Raw genomic sequence first — 14,187 nt, forward strand, 5'->3', positions numbered from 1 at the left:
CCTGGCTAGGACTGACGCTTGCCCTGCACCCGCGAGGTAATCACCGAAGCGGTGGCGCGGATCTGCAGCAGGAGAGTCTCCCACTGCTCTTCGGGGACACGATCGGCCAGGAAGGTGACAGCAACGGCGGCCACCGGCCAATCGCTGGAATCCCGGATTTCTACCGCGAGCGAGTGGAAATCCGGGGTGACATCCCCGCGCTCTACGGCATAGCCGCGCTGCGTGCTCTGGTCCAGCTCGCGGCGCAACTGCGAGTAGCTGGAGATCGATGACTCGGCCACTCGCTCCGTGAAGCTGGCAGCACCGGGGTAGAGCGCACGCACCTGGGATTTGGGCAGCGCGGCGAGAATTGCCCTGCCGGATGCGGTCAGGTGCGAAGGCAGGCGAACACCCACGTCGGTGACCAAGGATGGCCGGCCCTTGGCGCGTTCTTCGACAATGTAGAGAACATCGGAACCATGCAGCACGGCCAGGTGGGCGCTTTCCCCGACCTTGTCGACCAGCTGGGCAATCAGCGGGGCACCCAGCCGTGCCAGCGGTTCCTGGCGGGTATAGGCGCTGGAAAGCTCAAAAGCGGAGACACCCAGACCATAGGATTTGTCCTCTGGATAGTGGGTGATGAATCCGTGCTCCAGCATCACGTTCAGCAGCTGGTAGACACTGGATCGAGGAAGCTCCAGCAACGTGGCTATCATTGCCGCCGGAGTCGGGGTCTTCCTGCTGGCCAGCAACCTGAGGATCCGCAAGGTGTTATCGGCCGCTGGAACCTTGCTGCCCATGGGGCCTCCTCAATGAATCGTGCATAGTGCTCTGCAAGGAACTCTAGCAACCTGGTCAGCGGTTTCCTTCGATAGTCCAGGCTGCTGGGCTGGCTGCCGGCGGATAATGCTAGTCACCCACAACGAATGAAATAAATAGTCGCTGGGATCAGCGCCATTCCAGGCGGAGATCCCAGCGACTATCGGCCAGAAATGAAAGGTCTAGCGCGTCGTGGAACTGAGGAAATGATTCAGCTCGTCAAGGGTTGGAGGATTCGCCCCGGCGCGCGACACGGTGATTCCCGCGCACACCGAAGCGATCTGCATGACCTTCTCCAGCTCGACGCTGTCCAGCTGCGTGCCATCGCGAAGGGACTTGGCCAGCGAGCTGTCCAAGATGGCGTGGAGCAGCCCGGCCATGAACGCATCACCGGCGCCGACCGTATCTACGGTACGCACCGAAATCGAGGGAACCATGACCTCGCTTTGCCTGGTCCGGGCCTCGGCTCCGCGTGCGCCGAAGGTGATGATCGCTAGCGATGCCCCGCGCTCCAAGAAGTGCTCCAGGATGCGATTGGTGTCCCATCCCGGATAGAGCCACAGGGCGTCTTCGTCACTAAGCTTGACGATATCCGCCAGCCCGGCCAGCTTCTCGATCTGCTTGACCGATTCTGCCCGGTCCTCGACCAGCTCCGGACGCAGGTTCGGATCGAAGCTCAGGATCTGGCCCGGTGGGGAAGCCTCGAAAGCCTCATGGATTCGAGCGGCACTCGGACCCTGGAACGCTGCAACGGATCCTGAATGGAACAAGGTGGCTTGGGTCGAAGCCATGCTCTGCAATTTGCAGTTCAGCTGGAACTCGTAGTTGGCATCTCCGGACTCGTCCAGCACGACGGTGGCGCTGGAAGTCTGCGCATCGGTGTGTGATCCGGCTGCGAGCTGAACGCCTGAGGCCGCCACATGTTCGGCGATCAGCCGGCCATGCTCGTCATCGCCGATGTCCGTCTGGAGCAGGACTTCGTGGCCCAATCGGCCCAGTCCAACAGCAACATTCATCGGGGAACCGCCGGGATGCGCCACACCATCGACGATATCGACTAGGGCTTCACCGGCAACCTGAATATTAACCATGACATCGATCCTACGTAACCCGGAGGGAAAAAGCCCATCGGGGTGATCATACGTTCAGCCTGTACCCACGTTTGATGACCGTGGCGATGATTTCTGGTTGCGGCAACGCCTTGCGCAGCCGGCTCAATGTCATATCCAAGGCATGCTTGGAACTGGCTTCCGGAAGTGCGGCCCCCAGCTCGTCGCGGGAGAGGACGCTGCCGCCGGCCTCGATCAGCGCCCGCACCAATTCGGCCTGCCCGGGCGTCAACTCGCAGTTTTCGTCCTGGACCGAGAGGGTACGACCGCGCAGCTGCACCTGGCCGTGGACCGTTTGGGCCTGCAACGTGCCCAGCGAGGCCAGATGCTCCACGAGCTGGCCGATCATGGCACCCATGCGATGGCGCTCGGGAACCAGCGGGCAGATGCCCGCCTCGATCAGCGGGGCAGCAGTCACCGGTCCAACGGTGGCCACTGCGACGCGCTCGGCCAGGGAGCGCAGCAGAGCGGGCAAGCGATTGCGCGCCTTGGCAGCGGCGAACAGCGCGTGCACGCTCGGCGCGCTGGTGAAGGTCACCGCGTCGAAGTGGGCGGCGCACAGGCCCTCCACCAAAGCAGAAATCCCGCTATCGCTGCTGGTGTCCTGCCAGCGGTAGGGCTCCACCTTCAGCACCCGGCGAGCGCCCAGCTCGCGCAGGCTCTGGGGCATTCCATGGTCGGAATCGGCATGAAGCTGCAAGGCGACGGTGGCGCCCTGGAGCTTGCCCTCCAGCAGTTCCAGCATGGAGGCGCTGCGCCCGTCCTTGGCCACGGCGGCCGGCTCCAGGCCCAGTGCCTTGACGGCGCCATGGGCTTTGGCCCCGCGGACGTAGAGCTGTGCCTGCCCGAGCGCTGCCAGCAGCTCGTCGCCAATGCCGGCAGCCTCGGAGGTATCAACCCAGCGGCGCAGTCCGTAGGCGGTCGTAATGACGGCTACCTGCGGACGGACCTCAAACAGCTTTTGCGTTTGCGCGATCAGTTGCTGCTCATCGTCCAGCGGGGCGAGCTGGAGCAGCGGAGTATGGGTCACCTCGGCGCCGCGGCGTTCGAAGGCTTCGATGAGTTCTGCGGAACGGCGGTCGCTGGTGACGGCCAGCCGGAAGCCGGCCAAGGGTTTGGGGCTGCTCATCAGGCCACTTCCAATTGCGCTGCCAGCGTGGCTGGCTCTTCTTGCGCTGCCGCGTTCACCAGGGTGGCCGGCAGTCCAGCGACTTCACCGATGACAATGACTGCAGGGTTGGAATGGCCGCGGGCTGTTTCGGCGAGATGGGCTAGCCGGGTGCAGCTGGTGCGCTGGATGTCGGTGGTGCCGGATTCGACGATGGCGCATGGCATTTGCGGGTCCATGCCGACCCGGTGCAACCCGGCGACGGTCTGCTCGATGGTGCCCATGCCCATCAGGATCACGATGCTTCCGCCCAGCTTGGCCAGATGGTCAAGCTGCGCATCGCTGAGTGGATCGTGGGCCGAGACCACGGTGAACATGGTGTTCACCCCGCGGGCGGTGACCGGGATGCCGGCTGCTGCCGGCACGGTGATGCACGAGCTCAGTCCCGGGATGACGCTGATCGGGATGCCCGCAGCGGTAGCGGCCGCGATTTCTTCGAAGCCGCGGCCGAAGACGAAGGGATCTCCGCCCTTGAGCCGGACTACGGCAGCGCCACCGCGGGCCGCTTCGATCATCAGGGCTTCGATATCCCGTTGGGTGAGCTTGTGGTGTCCAGGAAGCTTGCCGACGTCCACGATTTGAGCTTGCGGTGCGAGAGCGGGCAGGTGCGCTGCGGGACCGAGCCTGTCGGCGAAGACGACTTCTGCTTCGGCCAGGGCCCGCACGCCGCGCAGGGTCAGCAGGTCCAATGCGCCGGGGCCGCCACCGAGCAGGGTGATGGATCCGGCCCGGGTCGCTGGTCCAAGGTGCATGACGGGAATGCGCGCGGCCTGCACCACCGAGGCGAAGCGCAGCGGTTCGGCATCGCAGATCACCAGCAGGCCGGCTTGTTCCAGCAAATGTATTGCCTGGAAGGGCCCGTCGGCGGTGAGCACCGTGGCGCCCTCCGCCCGGAAGCGCAGCGCAGTATTTTTGCTCCCGGATTTACTTCCAGCGATCAGCACAGTGCATCCGCGCAGTTCGAGGTCGATGCCAATCATGGTTTCCTTGATTCTGCTCGAGTTTCTAGGGGTGACATGGGATTCTCCTTGAACTAGTGGATGCACCCAGCTTAGGCGCCCAGGTTTTCCCGGAGGTATCGCAAATGTTTCAAGCGCAATAATTCGAGTAAAGGTTAACCTTTTCGAAATGTTCGCGAGGGTAAGACGAAACACAAAGTCTCTAATGTAAATATTGTTGCGAGGCACCGGCCTGGCTGATCCTGCAAAGTTCAGTGAGCGAATACGCGGGAGACTTGCCGAGTTCTGCCTGCAACGGGCACGCTGGGAACATGGAATCCCTGTTCGACGACAGTGCACTGCCCCGTACCGGGGGAGCCTTGCGCCCAGGAGCCTGGCACTTGCCGGGGTGGCTGGACGCGCCCGCGCAGCAGTGGATCGTCCGGCGCTTCTTCGAATGGGGCAGCGGGCCTGTTCCGCCGCACCGCACAGCCGTCAACGGCCATCCGATGAGCGTGCAGAGCTTGTGCCTGGGGTGGCATTGGAGCCCGAACCGCTACTCCAAGACCGCTGACGACCTGGACGGGCAATCAGTGGCGCCCATGGAAGATTGGCTGGTCCGCTTGGGCAAGCAGGCGGTCGCAGAAGCTACGGGTGACCTGCAGCGCGCGCAGGACTACCAGCCCGATGCGGCTATCGTGAACTACTACGACGTGCAGGCCGCCATGGGCATGCACCAGGATGCGCAAGAACGCATCAACGCCCCAGTGGTTTCGCTGTCCATCGGCGATTCGGCAACATTCCGCCTGGGCAATACCGAGAACCGCAACCGGCCATGGCAAGAGATCCGGCTGGCCTCGGGGGACCTGTTCGTCTTCGACGGCCCCTCACGCTTCGCCTATCACGGGGTGAGCAAGATCCATGCCGGGACCGCACCTGCAGGCTTGGGCCTTGGCGGCGGACGCATTAACATCACGCTGCGCCAGACCGGGCTGGAAGCGAACTAGTTCCCCAGGTCGATCGTGGCAGAGAGCGCGTAATGATCGGAATCGGCGATGTCCAGCCGCTCCAGGCCTGCTGATTCGACGCCGCGCAGCATCACATGATCGATGCCGAGCATCGGGAACAGGGACCGCGGCCAGGTCAGGGCCAAGCCCCAGTCGCTGTAGTGGGCTTCCTCCAGCTGGTTAGCGACCGGCGCGAAGTGGCGGTCGGAGCTGGTGGCGTTGAAGTCTCCGGCGGCAACGATCTTCGGAGATTCGTCATCGGCGAGGTAGCCGGCCAAGGAAGCAAGCATCATGTCCCGCTCGTGATGGCCGGTAGGCCTGGCCGACGCCGCATGCACAGCGTACAGGCGGACATCCCCTTTTTCGCTGGCCACGTCCACCCGCAACGCGCGGTCCCAACCCAGCCCCAGATCCAGGGGCTCTGGATTCTTCAGCGGATAGGCGCTCCACACGCCTACGGTGCTGACCATGTAGCTGTAAGGATGGGATTGGGCGAGCTCGGCGGTGATTTCCGGCTCTTGGCCTTCACCGATTTCCTGCAGGGTGATGACCTGCGCGCCGTTGGCTGCCAATTCGCGGGCGGCTTGCACGCCCGCAGACTCGTGGACGTTTTGCGTGGCAACCAGCAAGGAAGCTTCTGGTGCGCGCCGGTCCGAAGGCAGGAACGCCGGCCCGAAGAGCACAGCCCAAACAACGACCGGTACGAGCAGGCCGATGAAGCTGATGCGTCCGCGCACCACCAAGGCCATCAGCAAGAGCACTGGAATTCCGAGGCCCATCCACGGGGCCAGATTATCGACGATCAATCCGAGACCCAGGACATCGGGGATCTGCTGGTGGAACACCATTAGCCCGGCCAGCGCGAGACAGAGCATGACAAAGAAGAACCTCGCGATTATTCGCGAGGCCGACAGGCGATGGTGCGATGAATGAGGCATATGACTTAATACAGTGGCACAAAATACTGTGGGATTCGTAATTTTCCGCTCGGGGATTGCCACTGTCGCCCGATGCAGTCACTACGATGGATAAGAGCGCCGAGGGAGCCGCTTCCCAAGACCCTGCCATGAATTGAGAAATTGAATGACTGCCTATGTATCTGGCGGAAAACTACTGCTGGCAATTGTTGCCTTGGCCATGGGCGGCGTCGGCATCGGTGTCACTGAGTTTGCCATGATGGGCTTGCTCCAGGAAGGTGCCGCTGATCTGGAAGTGGGCTATGCGCAGATGGGCCTGATGATCAGCGCCTACGCGATTGGCGTGGTGGTGGGCGCCCCGGTGCTCACTGCGCTGGCTGCCAAGATCCCGCGCAAGCGTGCGGTGCAGCTGCTGATTCTCTTCTTCACGCTCGCCAACCTCTCCTCATTCTTCGCTCCGGACTACAACACCATGCTGGTGACCCGCTTCCTTGCAGGCCTGCCGCATGGGGCCTACTTCGGACTGGCCGGTGTGCTTGCCGGCAGCCTGGTTCCGGCCACGATGCGCGGACGCGCCATTGCCTGGGTGATGCTCGGGCTCTCGGTGGCCAACGTTGCCGGTGTCCCGTTGGTGACCCGGCTCGGCCAGGAATACGGCTGGCGTTCGATGTTCCTGGTCGTCACTGCGATCGGCGTGTTGACCGCTGTGCTGATTAGCTTGTTCGTCCCATGGCGCAAGACCGATGCCGGGGCGAGCATCCGCCGCGAGCTGACCGCCTTGAAGAGTGCCCAGGTGTGGCTGGCGATGCTCACCGGCATTGTCGGCTTCGGCGGATTCTTCGCGGTGTACTCCTACATTTCGCCCACGCTGACCGAAGAAGCAGGACTGCCAATTGAGCTGGTGCCGTTGGCTTTGGCGCTCTATGGCGTAGGCATGGTCGTTGGTTCGCTGGCCGGTGGCAGGCTTGCCGACTGGTCGATCTTCGGCGCGATCAAGCTTTCTTCCGTTTTCATGATCGCCACCATGCTGATTTTCGCTGCCGTGACCAGCTGGGTGGTTCCGACGATGATCATGGTCTTCGTGATGGGCGCAGTGGGTTCCCTGCTGATCCCTGCGTTGCAGACGCTGCTGATGGATTCGGCCCCGCATGCGCAGTCGCTGGCTGCTTCGCTGAACCACTCGGCGCTGAATGTTGCCAACGCGCTGGGCGCCGCCCTGGGTGCCGCGGTGATTGCCGCCGGTTACGGCTTCCGCGCCCCATCTGTGGTTGGCGCTGGGCTGGCCGCCTTGGGCCTGCTGATCGCGTGGATAACCCAGATCCGCGCGAAGAAGGTGGGCCTGCTCGTAGGCCGCGAAGCTTTGGAAGCCCGCGAGCAGGCGCGCACCCACTAGCGCTTCGGCTAGCTGGCCAACGCGGTGATGTTGAACATCCAGACCACGCCGAACTTGTCGCGCAGCTCGCCGAAGGAGTCGCCCCACGGGGCCCGCTCCAATGGCATGTTGATCTGGCCGCCTTCGCCCAATCCTTCCCACCACCGGGTCAGGGTCTCCGCGTCGGCTCCGGCCGTCCCGTCGCTGCTTAGCGCGATCACGCCATTGCCCCGGACGTCCATTTCGGGCGGGGTGTCCGAGGCCATGAAGTGCAGGCCGCGTTCAACGAATAGCGAGGAGTGCATAATCTGGTCGGCAACGGCCGGATTATTGTCATTCATGCCTTCTTGGAAGGTCATCATGGAAAGCTCGCCACCGAGTACCTGGTGGTAGAACTCCATAGCTTCTTTGGCATCTCCGGCGAAACGCAGGTATGGGGTCAGTCCGATGGTCATGGGATTGCGCCTTTCGAAGGAATGGGTGGGGCCGGCAGGTCCCGACCCATATTCTTCCACTTGGGGAGCACCGTGTGAATAGAGGATTGTGACCAGCGTCTCGAACAGCCGATTTGGAGTTTTCGGCAGTGCTCCGGTAAAGTTTTATCTCGGTTCAGGGGTTGTACAAGCCACTGGAATCACCTCGTTTGGGGGTATGGCGCAGTTGGTAGCGCGTCTGCATGGCATGCAGAAGGTCAGGGGTTCGAATCCCCTTACCTCCACCAAAGAAGTATCATTCCAACGAATTGCCGAGTGCACGTCGAAAGACGAAAGCACTCGGCAATTTTGGTTTTCAGACCCTTTTTCACCGAGTCCGGGCAGATTAGTGGTTTCGGCGCTTTTCCCTTGTCTCAGGGCGTTCTGTGTCGTTTGGGCGGCGTAAAATTGCCTGAATGGTTCGGCAACCAGGATCGACGCATCATCGTCTTCGTTGACGAAGAACTTTTCGACGAATGTCTTGTTGACGGTTCGACGCATCTCGTCTGTCGCGAGGTCATAGTACCGTGACACGCTTTGCAGGAGAGCAAAGACGTGATGCATGGTGCGGAAGCCAAGATCCAACGTTGTATCCATATTGGCAAGCTTTTCCTGTAGCGCTCCACGATGAATTGAGATCGCGAGCATACGCTCACGGATCTTATCCTTCGACAACAGTCCTTCGGTTGCCAGGTCGAGAAGACGCTCTTCCTTGTCATTTTCTTCCTGGATTTTCGCCTGAAGGTCTTTCTTGGTTTCGCGAACGGACGATTGCTCGTCTGCTACAGCTGCTTCCAGCTGTTGCTTCACTTCTTCGATATAGCCTTCTGGTAGGTCAAGGCGCGTGAAGGCAGCCTGGATTGAGTCCTCTACTCTGTAGACCGGTAGGTAGGATAGATCGCAGTTGCCGCGTTTCCGCTCGTTACAGAAGTAATAGGCGTAACGATCTCCCCGGCCTTTGGCCAGAGTGTAGGTCAGGACAGACTCGCGTCCTTGTGCATGGCATCGAGCGCAGTACAGCATGCCGCGGAGGTAATGGGAATGCACTCTGTCCTTCTGAGTACTTCCGCTGCGATTGTTCATAACCTCTTGCACACGATCGAACAACTCGATGCTGACGATCGGTTCGTGCCGTCCTGGAATATGTTGACCTTCGTAGAGCACGAAGCCCGCGTAGTACTGCTCACGGAGCATCTTGTGCAGGGTTGAGATCTTGAGCGGCGTGGATGGGAACTTGGCGGTACGGCGGGTTGTGAGTCCGAGCATGGTCATTTCATCGAGCAATGCCGTGACTGAGTATTGCCCCGTCGCGTAAAGCTCAAAAGCCTTTCTGACGAGCGGAGCCCGCTCAGAATCCAACGCAATGGAGTTGACCAGGTAACCGTCCACGTCCTTACGGACATTGAGGTAGCCAAGCTTGGCCTTGCCGATCGTGCCGCCGTTCTTGGCCTTGTTACGCATCTTGAGCTTGATGTCTTCACCGGAGAGCTGGTTCTGGACTTGGTTCATAATGTCCGTAAAGGCTTCCATCGCATCGGCGTAGACGCCTTCGCCGAAGTCTTCGCGAACAGAGATGAGCTTTATTCCCATATCTTCGAGTGATCGGCGGGTAATGGCCGCATCGGTGAAGTTACGGAAGGCACGGGAACGGGCATAGATAATGACGTAGTCAATGCCGGGGTTCTCTTTGAGGTACGTGAGCATACTGCGGAAGGCTTTGCGTTTGGTTATCGTCTGGGCGCTGACACCCGGCTCGACGAACTCTTCGACAATTTCTGCGTTGAGGTCGGAAGCCTTTTGCAGGCCGTACTCGCGCTGGGTGGCAATGGAGTTTCCGTCCCTGTCGATATCCGTGGCGGTCTTCGTCTGCGCGGCTGAGGAGACGCGCAGATACAGGACGGCTTTCTTTGGGGCGGCAGTATCTGAGGTTTGGGATTTTCGTGTCATGACATTGACTCCTTTAGGCGTGGATTGGCTGAGCTGAGAATGCTTGGGCTGCTGCTCGCGGCATCCAGCGCGAGCCTGATGTACGGCAACGCGGGGCGCGTTCGGTGATCCCGGTCTGCTCAAGACGGATAGCCATGGCGGTTGGTGAAACACCGAAGAGCTGCGCGAGTTCGCTTGGTTTTTGGATGCCGCTGAAGAACGCTCGCTTGAGCAGCACTTTCGGCATAAGCAGGCACGCGGCGAAGTAGTCGGCAACGGATTCAGCATGCTTGCTTGACTGCGGTGCTGACTTGGACCCGTAGAGCTGCTGGGCGCGGCCGTGGTCGATGATGTGCTTGTATTCGTGAGCGAGACTGAAGCGCTGGCGCGCCTTGTTCTCGTAGCGGTTAAGCTGGATGACCCACTCGGTGCCGTTCCAAAACGTTGCTCCGGAAACCGGCTGCTCGCAGTATTCGATACGGATCTTTGGCAACTGATCGATTATGAGCTCAATTGGCACTGGCCATGCCGTGATGCCGTGCAGTGCTAGAAGCTTCGCAGCTTGGTGCTCGGTGATTCGTTTGGCTTCATCGAAGTTCTCGATGTCCCGATCTGGGATAAGCGTGCGCAGGGTGGCCAGCACGCTGCGGTTGGTGTTTGGGGTGTGTGAAGTATTGAACATGCTGGATGCCCTCCTTTGTGGGTAGTGATAAAAAGTGATGGGTGAACGGTTACTCGTCGTCGCCAGGTGCGGGGCCGTCGAAACCGGTGATGCCGTGTTTGGCGGCGATGGTTTCAAAGTGTGCTTCGATTTCCCGGATAGCGTCAGCCGGAAGATCCTTGTACTTCGTGCGCAGGTACGGTGTCATGGCTGGGAAGTCTTGACCGTCAATGATCTTGGATTCAGTCAGTAGCTCGGTCAGAGGGATACCTAGTGCTTGAGCCAGGACGTGGACGGTTTCGATCTTCGCTTGAGTAATCTCACCTAGCTCGGTGCGCGTAATTGTGGCGGTATTTAGTCCAGTGCGCCGGGCAAGTTCGCTGGCGGAGATGCCAAGGCGCTGACGGTACTTGGTGACGGCTTTTCCGAGTTTTGTGGGATTGATATCTGACATGGTGTTTCGTCCTTTTCTGTGCCGTATTATGAACGGTTCGTTGCGACCGTGCAATGGGTTAAGACAAAACCACAACAGAATATTTGGCAAGGCAGGAAGTCCTGCCTGACAAGGCGAAACGAGTGTTCATATGGTTCGAATACGGTCCTCTAAGGTCTTTTGCCGGGTGGCTCAGATATGGGAGTTGAAGACGAGTACTTGCCCGTCGAAATCCATGTACCAGATGTCGCCGTATTCCAAGTCGCGTACCAGAGCGTCGCGGTCGATTTTCACGTATGAGCGGAACGATTCAGGCACGAACTGATCGAGTGTCGCCTCAAGATCGAGGTCATCAATCATTTGGTCGGCGTAGGCCTCGATGCTGTCATAGGTGCCAAGATAGGCATCTTCGAACTTGTGCCAGTCTTCGGGGTCGAGTCCGGTGTGGTCGATCCAGCAAGCGAAGGCTTCGCCGTGCTCTCTGATACCTTCGGCAATGGCTGCGATTCGTTCGATGTCTTCGTATTCTCCGAGCCGTAGGGTGCCGAATCCTTCGTAATCATGAATGGCGTATTCTTCCGGCGCTGCACTTTTGGACGTGGCGAGCATGGCTTGGATTTCTTCGCGAATGGTGTCGATGTCCTGAGTGGCATCGATCCATTCCCCGGTGAGATAGCCGTTGACGTAGTCAGCGAGCGATGCGACATAGATCGATGGCGGTGTCTGCTCGATGCTTCGTTCGTGGTCTTCGGGGCTGTTCCACGTATTTGGTGTTTGTTCTGGATTCATGAGGTGGTTCCTCCTTTCGGTTTGGTGGTAGTGATCCTGTGGCGGCAACGGGAAGCGAGATGCTTCGGTTGCCGCCACAGGGACCTAGAGAATGGTGCGGTTAGCGTGCTCTGCCCTGTGGGCGTGGCTTGTCGCTGGCACCGAAGAGCTGCGCGAGCACGTCGCGGCGCGCGGCTGCTTCACGTTCGATTTCCGCCATGGCCGATTCGGCCTGGGAGACCAAGTCGCTGCTGGCCTTAGCCTGCACCACGTGAGCGGCGATGGCTTGGCGGATTTCTTCGGTGATGGTGCTGCCCTTCAGCTGTGCGATCAGCGTGAGCTGCATGTGGACGTCGTTCTCTAGGCGTATGGCAAGCGTCTTGACGCTGCCGGTGTTTTCGGCGGCCATGATCTGGCTCCTTATCGGTTCGGCTGCGGACGAGGTATCGGCGGGATTGCAGATACTGATGCTCGTTCTCGCAGCCCACCGGTAATGAGCCTTGGTGGCCGCTTTCTGTGCGGTTAGGTTTTCCGTTCTTTCGCGATTCGTGCCAAGGCTTCGAGCGCAAATTGTGCGTTCAGCTCGATGCCTTCCCATCTACGGCCGATGCCCTCGGCGACGACAGCGGTAGTCCCTGATCCCATGAATGGATCGAGGACGACTCCGGGCTCTGCGTCTACGCCTATGTGTGCGCAGGTTGGTGCGGCGGGTTCCCTGGTGGCGGTTCCGTCATTGTGACGGATTAGCTGGCGGATATATGGTGCGCGGCATTCGCGGCAACGCTGTGCTGGGGTGGACGCGGTAATGCAGCGGGTGGCCAGATCTTTCGGGAAGGTCGCGTGGTGCGTTCCCTGCGACGTGCTGGAGGCCATGAGCCAGGCGTCTGTTGGGTTCTTGCCTAGCGGATGCGCCGTGATGCCGCGTTGTTTCATGGCTGCGAGTCCAGTGGTGGTGTCGGCGTTGGGGCCTCGCCATGATTCCCTACCCTTTACAGACTTCGGAGGCGAGGCTCTGGGCTTTGCCGCCAGGATCTTGGGTGGAATGCGGATGCTGTCCAGATCGAAGTAGTAGCCACGTGACTGTTTCGCGAAGACGTAAATGACTTCGTGTGATGCCGTCAGCCGATCAGAGGCACTCGACGGCATGGGGTTGGTCTTGACCCACGCAATCTTATTACGCAGCACCCAGCCGCGCTTGAGCATGGCGCTAGCGATCCGTTCCGGGGCGAGCATGAGCGACTTGTACGGTGCGCCCTGATTCTGGTGCGCGCTGTAGGTGTCGCCGAGGTTCAGCCACAAGGTGCCGGTGGGCACCAGGACGCGGTGCAGCTCGTCAGCGACAGCCAGAATGCCTTCTACCCAGTCCTGGATATGAGACTCCAATCCGATTTGATGCTTGTGGCCGTAGTTCCTCAGGGAGAAATATGGCGGGCTGGTAACGCACGAATCGACCGATCCGGCTTCAAGGGTTTTGAGGGTGGCCAGGGCGTCGCCGACGTGCAGCTTGCCGTGCTCCGTGAGATACACGGTCGGCTGACTGGAGTCAGGCGATGACCCAGGGCGCGGTGAGGGGTGAGTTGTTATGGTCATTCGTTGCTTGCCTCCTTTACGAGATACGCGGCTGCGTCTTTAGTGGTGATGATCGTGTGCAGATGGTGCGGGATCTGCGGGTGTTCTTCGAGCGCCCGGGAGAGCGCTTCGATGCGTCGCTGCGTGGTGGCGGACTTGGGGGAGTCCATAACCCAGACGATGCGCGGAAAGCCTCCGTATTGGCGTTGCTCCTCGCCGCTGGCGCGGTACTGCTCGTAGGCCATCGCCTTATTGATCAGGGTTGGCAGTGATTCGTGGCCGAGGTCAATCTCGATGAAGAACGCGCTGATGGTTTCCGCTCCGTGCTGTGCGGCAAGTTCAGCGGCAAGATCTGGTGCGAGTCGTCCGGTACCGCCGTGAGGTGCGGTGTAGCTGCGGCGCGGCTCTGGGGTGAGACTGACAATCTCCGCACCGCTGACTCTGCCGTGGTGGTGCAGTTCGGCGGCGAGGTTGGTGATCGCCAGGGTGTGATCCATGAACCGGGCTGAGGGTTCTTCGAAGCGCTTCCGGGTGGCTGATCCGGTGGCGGTTCGGTACAGTCGTTCCCCGGCGGTATCCAGGTAATAGACCATCCCTTCGGAGCCTGCGCGGATGCCTCCGATGCGCCGCTCCACGACCCCGAGGATGCGTAGTAACCTCAGTCTGGATAGGACTCGCCGGGCAGTTCGAGCTGCGGATGCGTCGCTGGCGTGGTCATGGAAGAACATCAGGGTCAGCTGCCGAGCGGTCACGAACCGGTAGACCCCAGCGGCACCGAGGATGCTCCAGTCTCGTACTGAGAGTGACGAGGCCATCTTCTCCAAGTGTCTGGCAGAGATCCGTGGGGAGCTGTGAACCCCTTTTACCTGTTCGCCTCTTCGTGGCGTGGAGAAGGAACCGATACCAGTAGGTTCTTTACCCGCCACTACCTCACCTGTTTGTGCTGTGGCCTGTGGGGTTACCGGGGTCGCAGGTGAGCCGGTCGGTAGATCGACTGGTAGACCTGATTCCTGGTTCTGGTGAGCCGTGTGGCTGGTGTCGTGGGTGG

The 14,187-nt window shown here is 60.4% G+C and carries 14 protein-coding genes, 1 tRNA gene and 1 pseudogene; 3 read left to right on the forward strand and 13 right to left on the reverse strand.

Annotated elements, in window-relative coordinates; translation table 11 throughout:
- Positions 1-5: 5 nt before the first annotated feature.
- From ACIOTN_RS08750 to cobA, 4 genes are all read right to left on the reverse strand, one after another.
- A complete protein-coding gene (locus tag ACIOTN_RS08750) occupies positions 6-779 on the reverse strand; it encodes an IclR family transcriptional regulator (RefSeq protein WP_402735141.1) in 774 nt (257 codons plus the stop codon).
- Positions 780-980: 201 nt separating this feature from the next.
- Complete coding sequence (locus ACIOTN_RS08755) at positions 981-1,889, reverse strand: carbohydrate kinase (RefSeq protein ID WP_105656354.1); 909 nt, start codon at positions 1,887-1,889, stop codon at positions 981-983.
- A gap of 46 nt (positions 1,890-1,935) precedes the next feature.
- The gene (locus tag ACIOTN_RS08760; RefSeq protein ID WP_402735142.1) at positions 1,936-3,036 is read right to left on the reverse strand and encodes a uroporphyrinogen-III synthase; all 1,101 of its coding nucleotides are present in this window, start codon (positions 3,034-3,036) and stop codon (positions 1,936-1,938) included.
- Positions 3,036-4,055: a uroporphyrinogen-III C-methyltransferase gene (gene cobA / locus ACIOTN_RS08765; protein WP_402735143.1), complete on the reverse strand. Its 1,020-nt coding sequence runs from the start codon at positions 4,053-4,055 to the stop codon at positions 3,036-3,038. Before cobA ends, ACIOTN_RS08760 begins: the two co-directional genes overlap by 1 nt.
- 290 nt (positions 4,056-4,345) lie before the next feature.
- On the opposite strand from cobA, the gene ACIOTN_RS08770 reads away from it, so the two are divergent.
- Positions 4,346-5,020: an alpha-ketoglutarate-dependent dioxygenase AlkB gene (locus ACIOTN_RS08770; protein WP_365943713.1), complete on the forward strand. Its 675-nt coding sequence runs from the start codon at positions 4,346-4,348 to the stop codon at positions 5,018-5,020.
- On the opposite strand, the gene ACIOTN_RS08775 is transcribed toward ACIOTN_RS08770, so the two are convergent.
- Positions 5,017-5,895, reverse strand: a complete 879-nt coding sequence (locus tag ACIOTN_RS08775) for an endonuclease/exonuclease/phosphatase family protein (RefSeq protein WP_402735144.1) — start codon at positions 5,893-5,895, stop codon at positions 5,017-5,019. The genes ACIOTN_RS08770 and ACIOTN_RS08775 overlap by 4 nt on opposite strands.
- Before the next feature lie 208 nt (positions 5,896-6,103).
- Here ACIOTN_RS08775 and ACIOTN_RS08780 point away from each other — a divergent pair, with 208 nt between their 5' ends.
- Positions 6,104-7,330 carry an MFS transporter gene (locus ACIOTN_RS08780; RefSeq protein ID WP_105656358.1) on the forward strand — a complete coding sequence of 409 codons (1,227 nt, stop codon included), beginning with the start codon at positions 6,104-6,106 and terminating at the stop codon, positions 7,328-7,330.
- 8 nt (positions 7,331-7,338) lie between these two features.
- On the opposite strand, the gene ACIOTN_RS08785 is transcribed toward ACIOTN_RS08780, so the two are convergent.
- Positions 7,339-7,764 carry a VOC family protein gene (locus ACIOTN_RS08785; protein ID WP_105656359.1) on the reverse strand — a complete coding sequence of 142 codons (426 nt, stop codon included), beginning with the start codon at positions 7,762-7,764 and terminating at the stop codon, positions 7,339-7,341.
- A gap of 190 nt (positions 7,765-7,954) precedes the next feature.
- Here ACIOTN_RS08785 and ACIOTN_RS08790 point away from each other — a divergent pair.
- A tRNA-Ala gene (locus ACIOTN_RS08790) sits at positions 7,955-8,030 on the forward strand.
- An 883-nt stretch (positions 8,031-8,913) separates the two neighbouring features.
- Here ACIOTN_RS08790 and ACIOTN_RS08795 read toward each other — a convergent pair.
- The 7 genes and pseudogenes from ACIOTN_RS08795 to ACIOTN_RS08825 form a co-directional block, all read right to left on the reverse strand.
- Positions 8,914-9,729 (reverse strand): annotated as a pseudogene (locus ACIOTN_RS08795) (recombinase family protein); the annotation flags it as partial.
- Positions 9,730-9,742: 13 nt separating this feature from the next.
- A complete protein-coding gene (locus tag ACIOTN_RS08800; protein WP_402735145.1) occupies positions 9,743-10,390 on the reverse strand; it encodes an ImmA/IrrE family metallo-endopeptidase in 648 nt (215 codons plus the stop codon).
- A gap of 49 nt (positions 10,391-10,439) precedes the next feature.
- Positions 10,440-10,823 (reverse strand): helix-turn-helix domain-containing protein, encoded by a 384-nt coding sequence (locus ACIOTN_RS08805; RefSeq protein ID WP_402735146.1) that lies wholly within the window; start codon positions 10,821-10,823, stop codon positions 10,440-10,442.
- Between the two features lie 171 nt (positions 10,824-10,994).
- A complete protein-coding gene (locus ACIOTN_RS08810; RefSeq protein WP_402735147.1) occupies positions 10,995-11,591 on the reverse strand; it encodes an antirestriction protein ArdA in 597 nt (198 codons plus the stop codon).
- Positions 11,592-11,691: 100 nt separating this feature from the next.
- Positions 11,692-11,979, reverse strand: coding sequence for a hypothetical protein (locus ACIOTN_RS08815; protein ID WP_402735148.1), 288 nt, complete (start codon positions 11,977-11,979; stop codon positions 11,692-11,694).
- Between the two features lie 113 nt (positions 11,980-12,092).
- A complete protein-coding gene (locus tag ACIOTN_RS08820) occupies positions 12,093-13,160 on the reverse strand; it encodes a DNA-methyltransferase (protein WP_402735149.1) in 1,068 nt (355 codons plus the stop codon).
- A complete protein-coding gene (locus ACIOTN_RS08825) occupies positions 13,157-13,954 on the reverse strand; it encodes a replication-relaxation family protein (protein WP_402735150.1) in 798 nt (265 codons plus the stop codon). Before ACIOTN_RS08825 ends, ACIOTN_RS08820 begins: the two co-directional genes overlap by 4 nt.
- Positions 13,955-14,187: the final 233 nt, after the last annotated feature.

The organism is Glutamicibacter sp. NPDC087661, from assembly GCF_044743275.1.
Classification (GTDB): domain Bacteria; phylum Actinomycetota; class Actinomycetes; order Actinomycetales; family Micrococcaceae; genus Glutamicibacter.

Excerpts from the sequence above, each read along its gene's own strand:
- ACIOTN_RS08750 (WP_402735141.1), bottom strand. The coding sequence starts at position 779 with ATGGGCAGCAAGGTTCCAGCGGCCGATAACACCTTGCGGATCCTCAGG.
- ACIOTN_RS08755 (WP_105656354.1), bottom strand. The coding sequence starts at position 1,889 with ATGGTTAATATTCAGGTTGCCGGTGAAGCCCTAGTCGATATCGTCGAT.
- ACIOTN_RS08760 (WP_402735142.1), bottom strand. The coding sequence starts at position 3,036 with ATGAGCAGCCCCAAACCCTTGGCCGGCTTCCGGCTGGCCGTCACCAGC.
- cobA (WP_402735143.1), bottom strand. The coding sequence starts at position 4,055 with ATGATTGGCATCGACCTCGAACTGCGCGGATGCACTGTGCTGATCGCT.
- ACIOTN_RS08770 (WP_365943713.1), top strand. The coding sequence starts at position 4,346 with ATGGAATCCCTGTTCGACGACAGTGCACTGCCCCGTACCGGGGGAGCC.
- ACIOTN_RS08775 (WP_402735144.1), bottom strand. The coding sequence starts at position 5,895 with ATGCTCTGTCTCGCGCTGGCCGGGCTAATGGTGTTCCACCAGCAGATC.
- ACIOTN_RS08780 (WP_105656358.1), top strand. The coding sequence starts at position 6,104 with ATGACTGCCTATGTATCTGGCGGAAAACTACTGCTGGCAATTGTTGCC.
- ACIOTN_RS08785 (WP_105656359.1), bottom strand. The coding sequence starts at position 7,764 with ATGACCATCGGACTGACCCCATACCTGCGTTTCGCCGGAGATGCCAAA.
- ACIOTN_RS08800 (WP_402735145.1), bottom strand. The coding sequence starts at position 10,390 with ATGTTCAATACTTCACACACCCCAAACACCAACCGCAGCGTGCTGGCC.
- ACIOTN_RS08805 (WP_402735146.1), bottom strand. The coding sequence starts at position 10,823 with ATGTCAGATATCAATCCCACAAAACTCGGAAAAGCCGTCACCAAGTAC.
- ACIOTN_RS08810 (WP_402735147.1), bottom strand. The coding sequence starts at position 11,591 with ATGAATCCAGAACAAACACCAAATACGTGGAACAGCCCCGAAGACCAC.
- ACIOTN_RS08815 (WP_402735148.1), bottom strand. The coding sequence starts at position 11,979 with ATGGCCGCCGAAAACACCGGCAGCGTCAAGACGCTTGCCATACGCCTA.
- ACIOTN_RS08820 (WP_402735149.1), bottom strand. The coding sequence starts at position 13,160 with ATGACCATAACAACTCACCCCTCACCGCGCCCTGGGTCATCGCCTGAC.
- ACIOTN_RS08825 (WP_402735150.1), bottom strand. The coding sequence starts at position 13,954 with ATGGCCTCGTCACTCTCAGTACGAGACTGGAGCATCCTCGGTGCCGCT.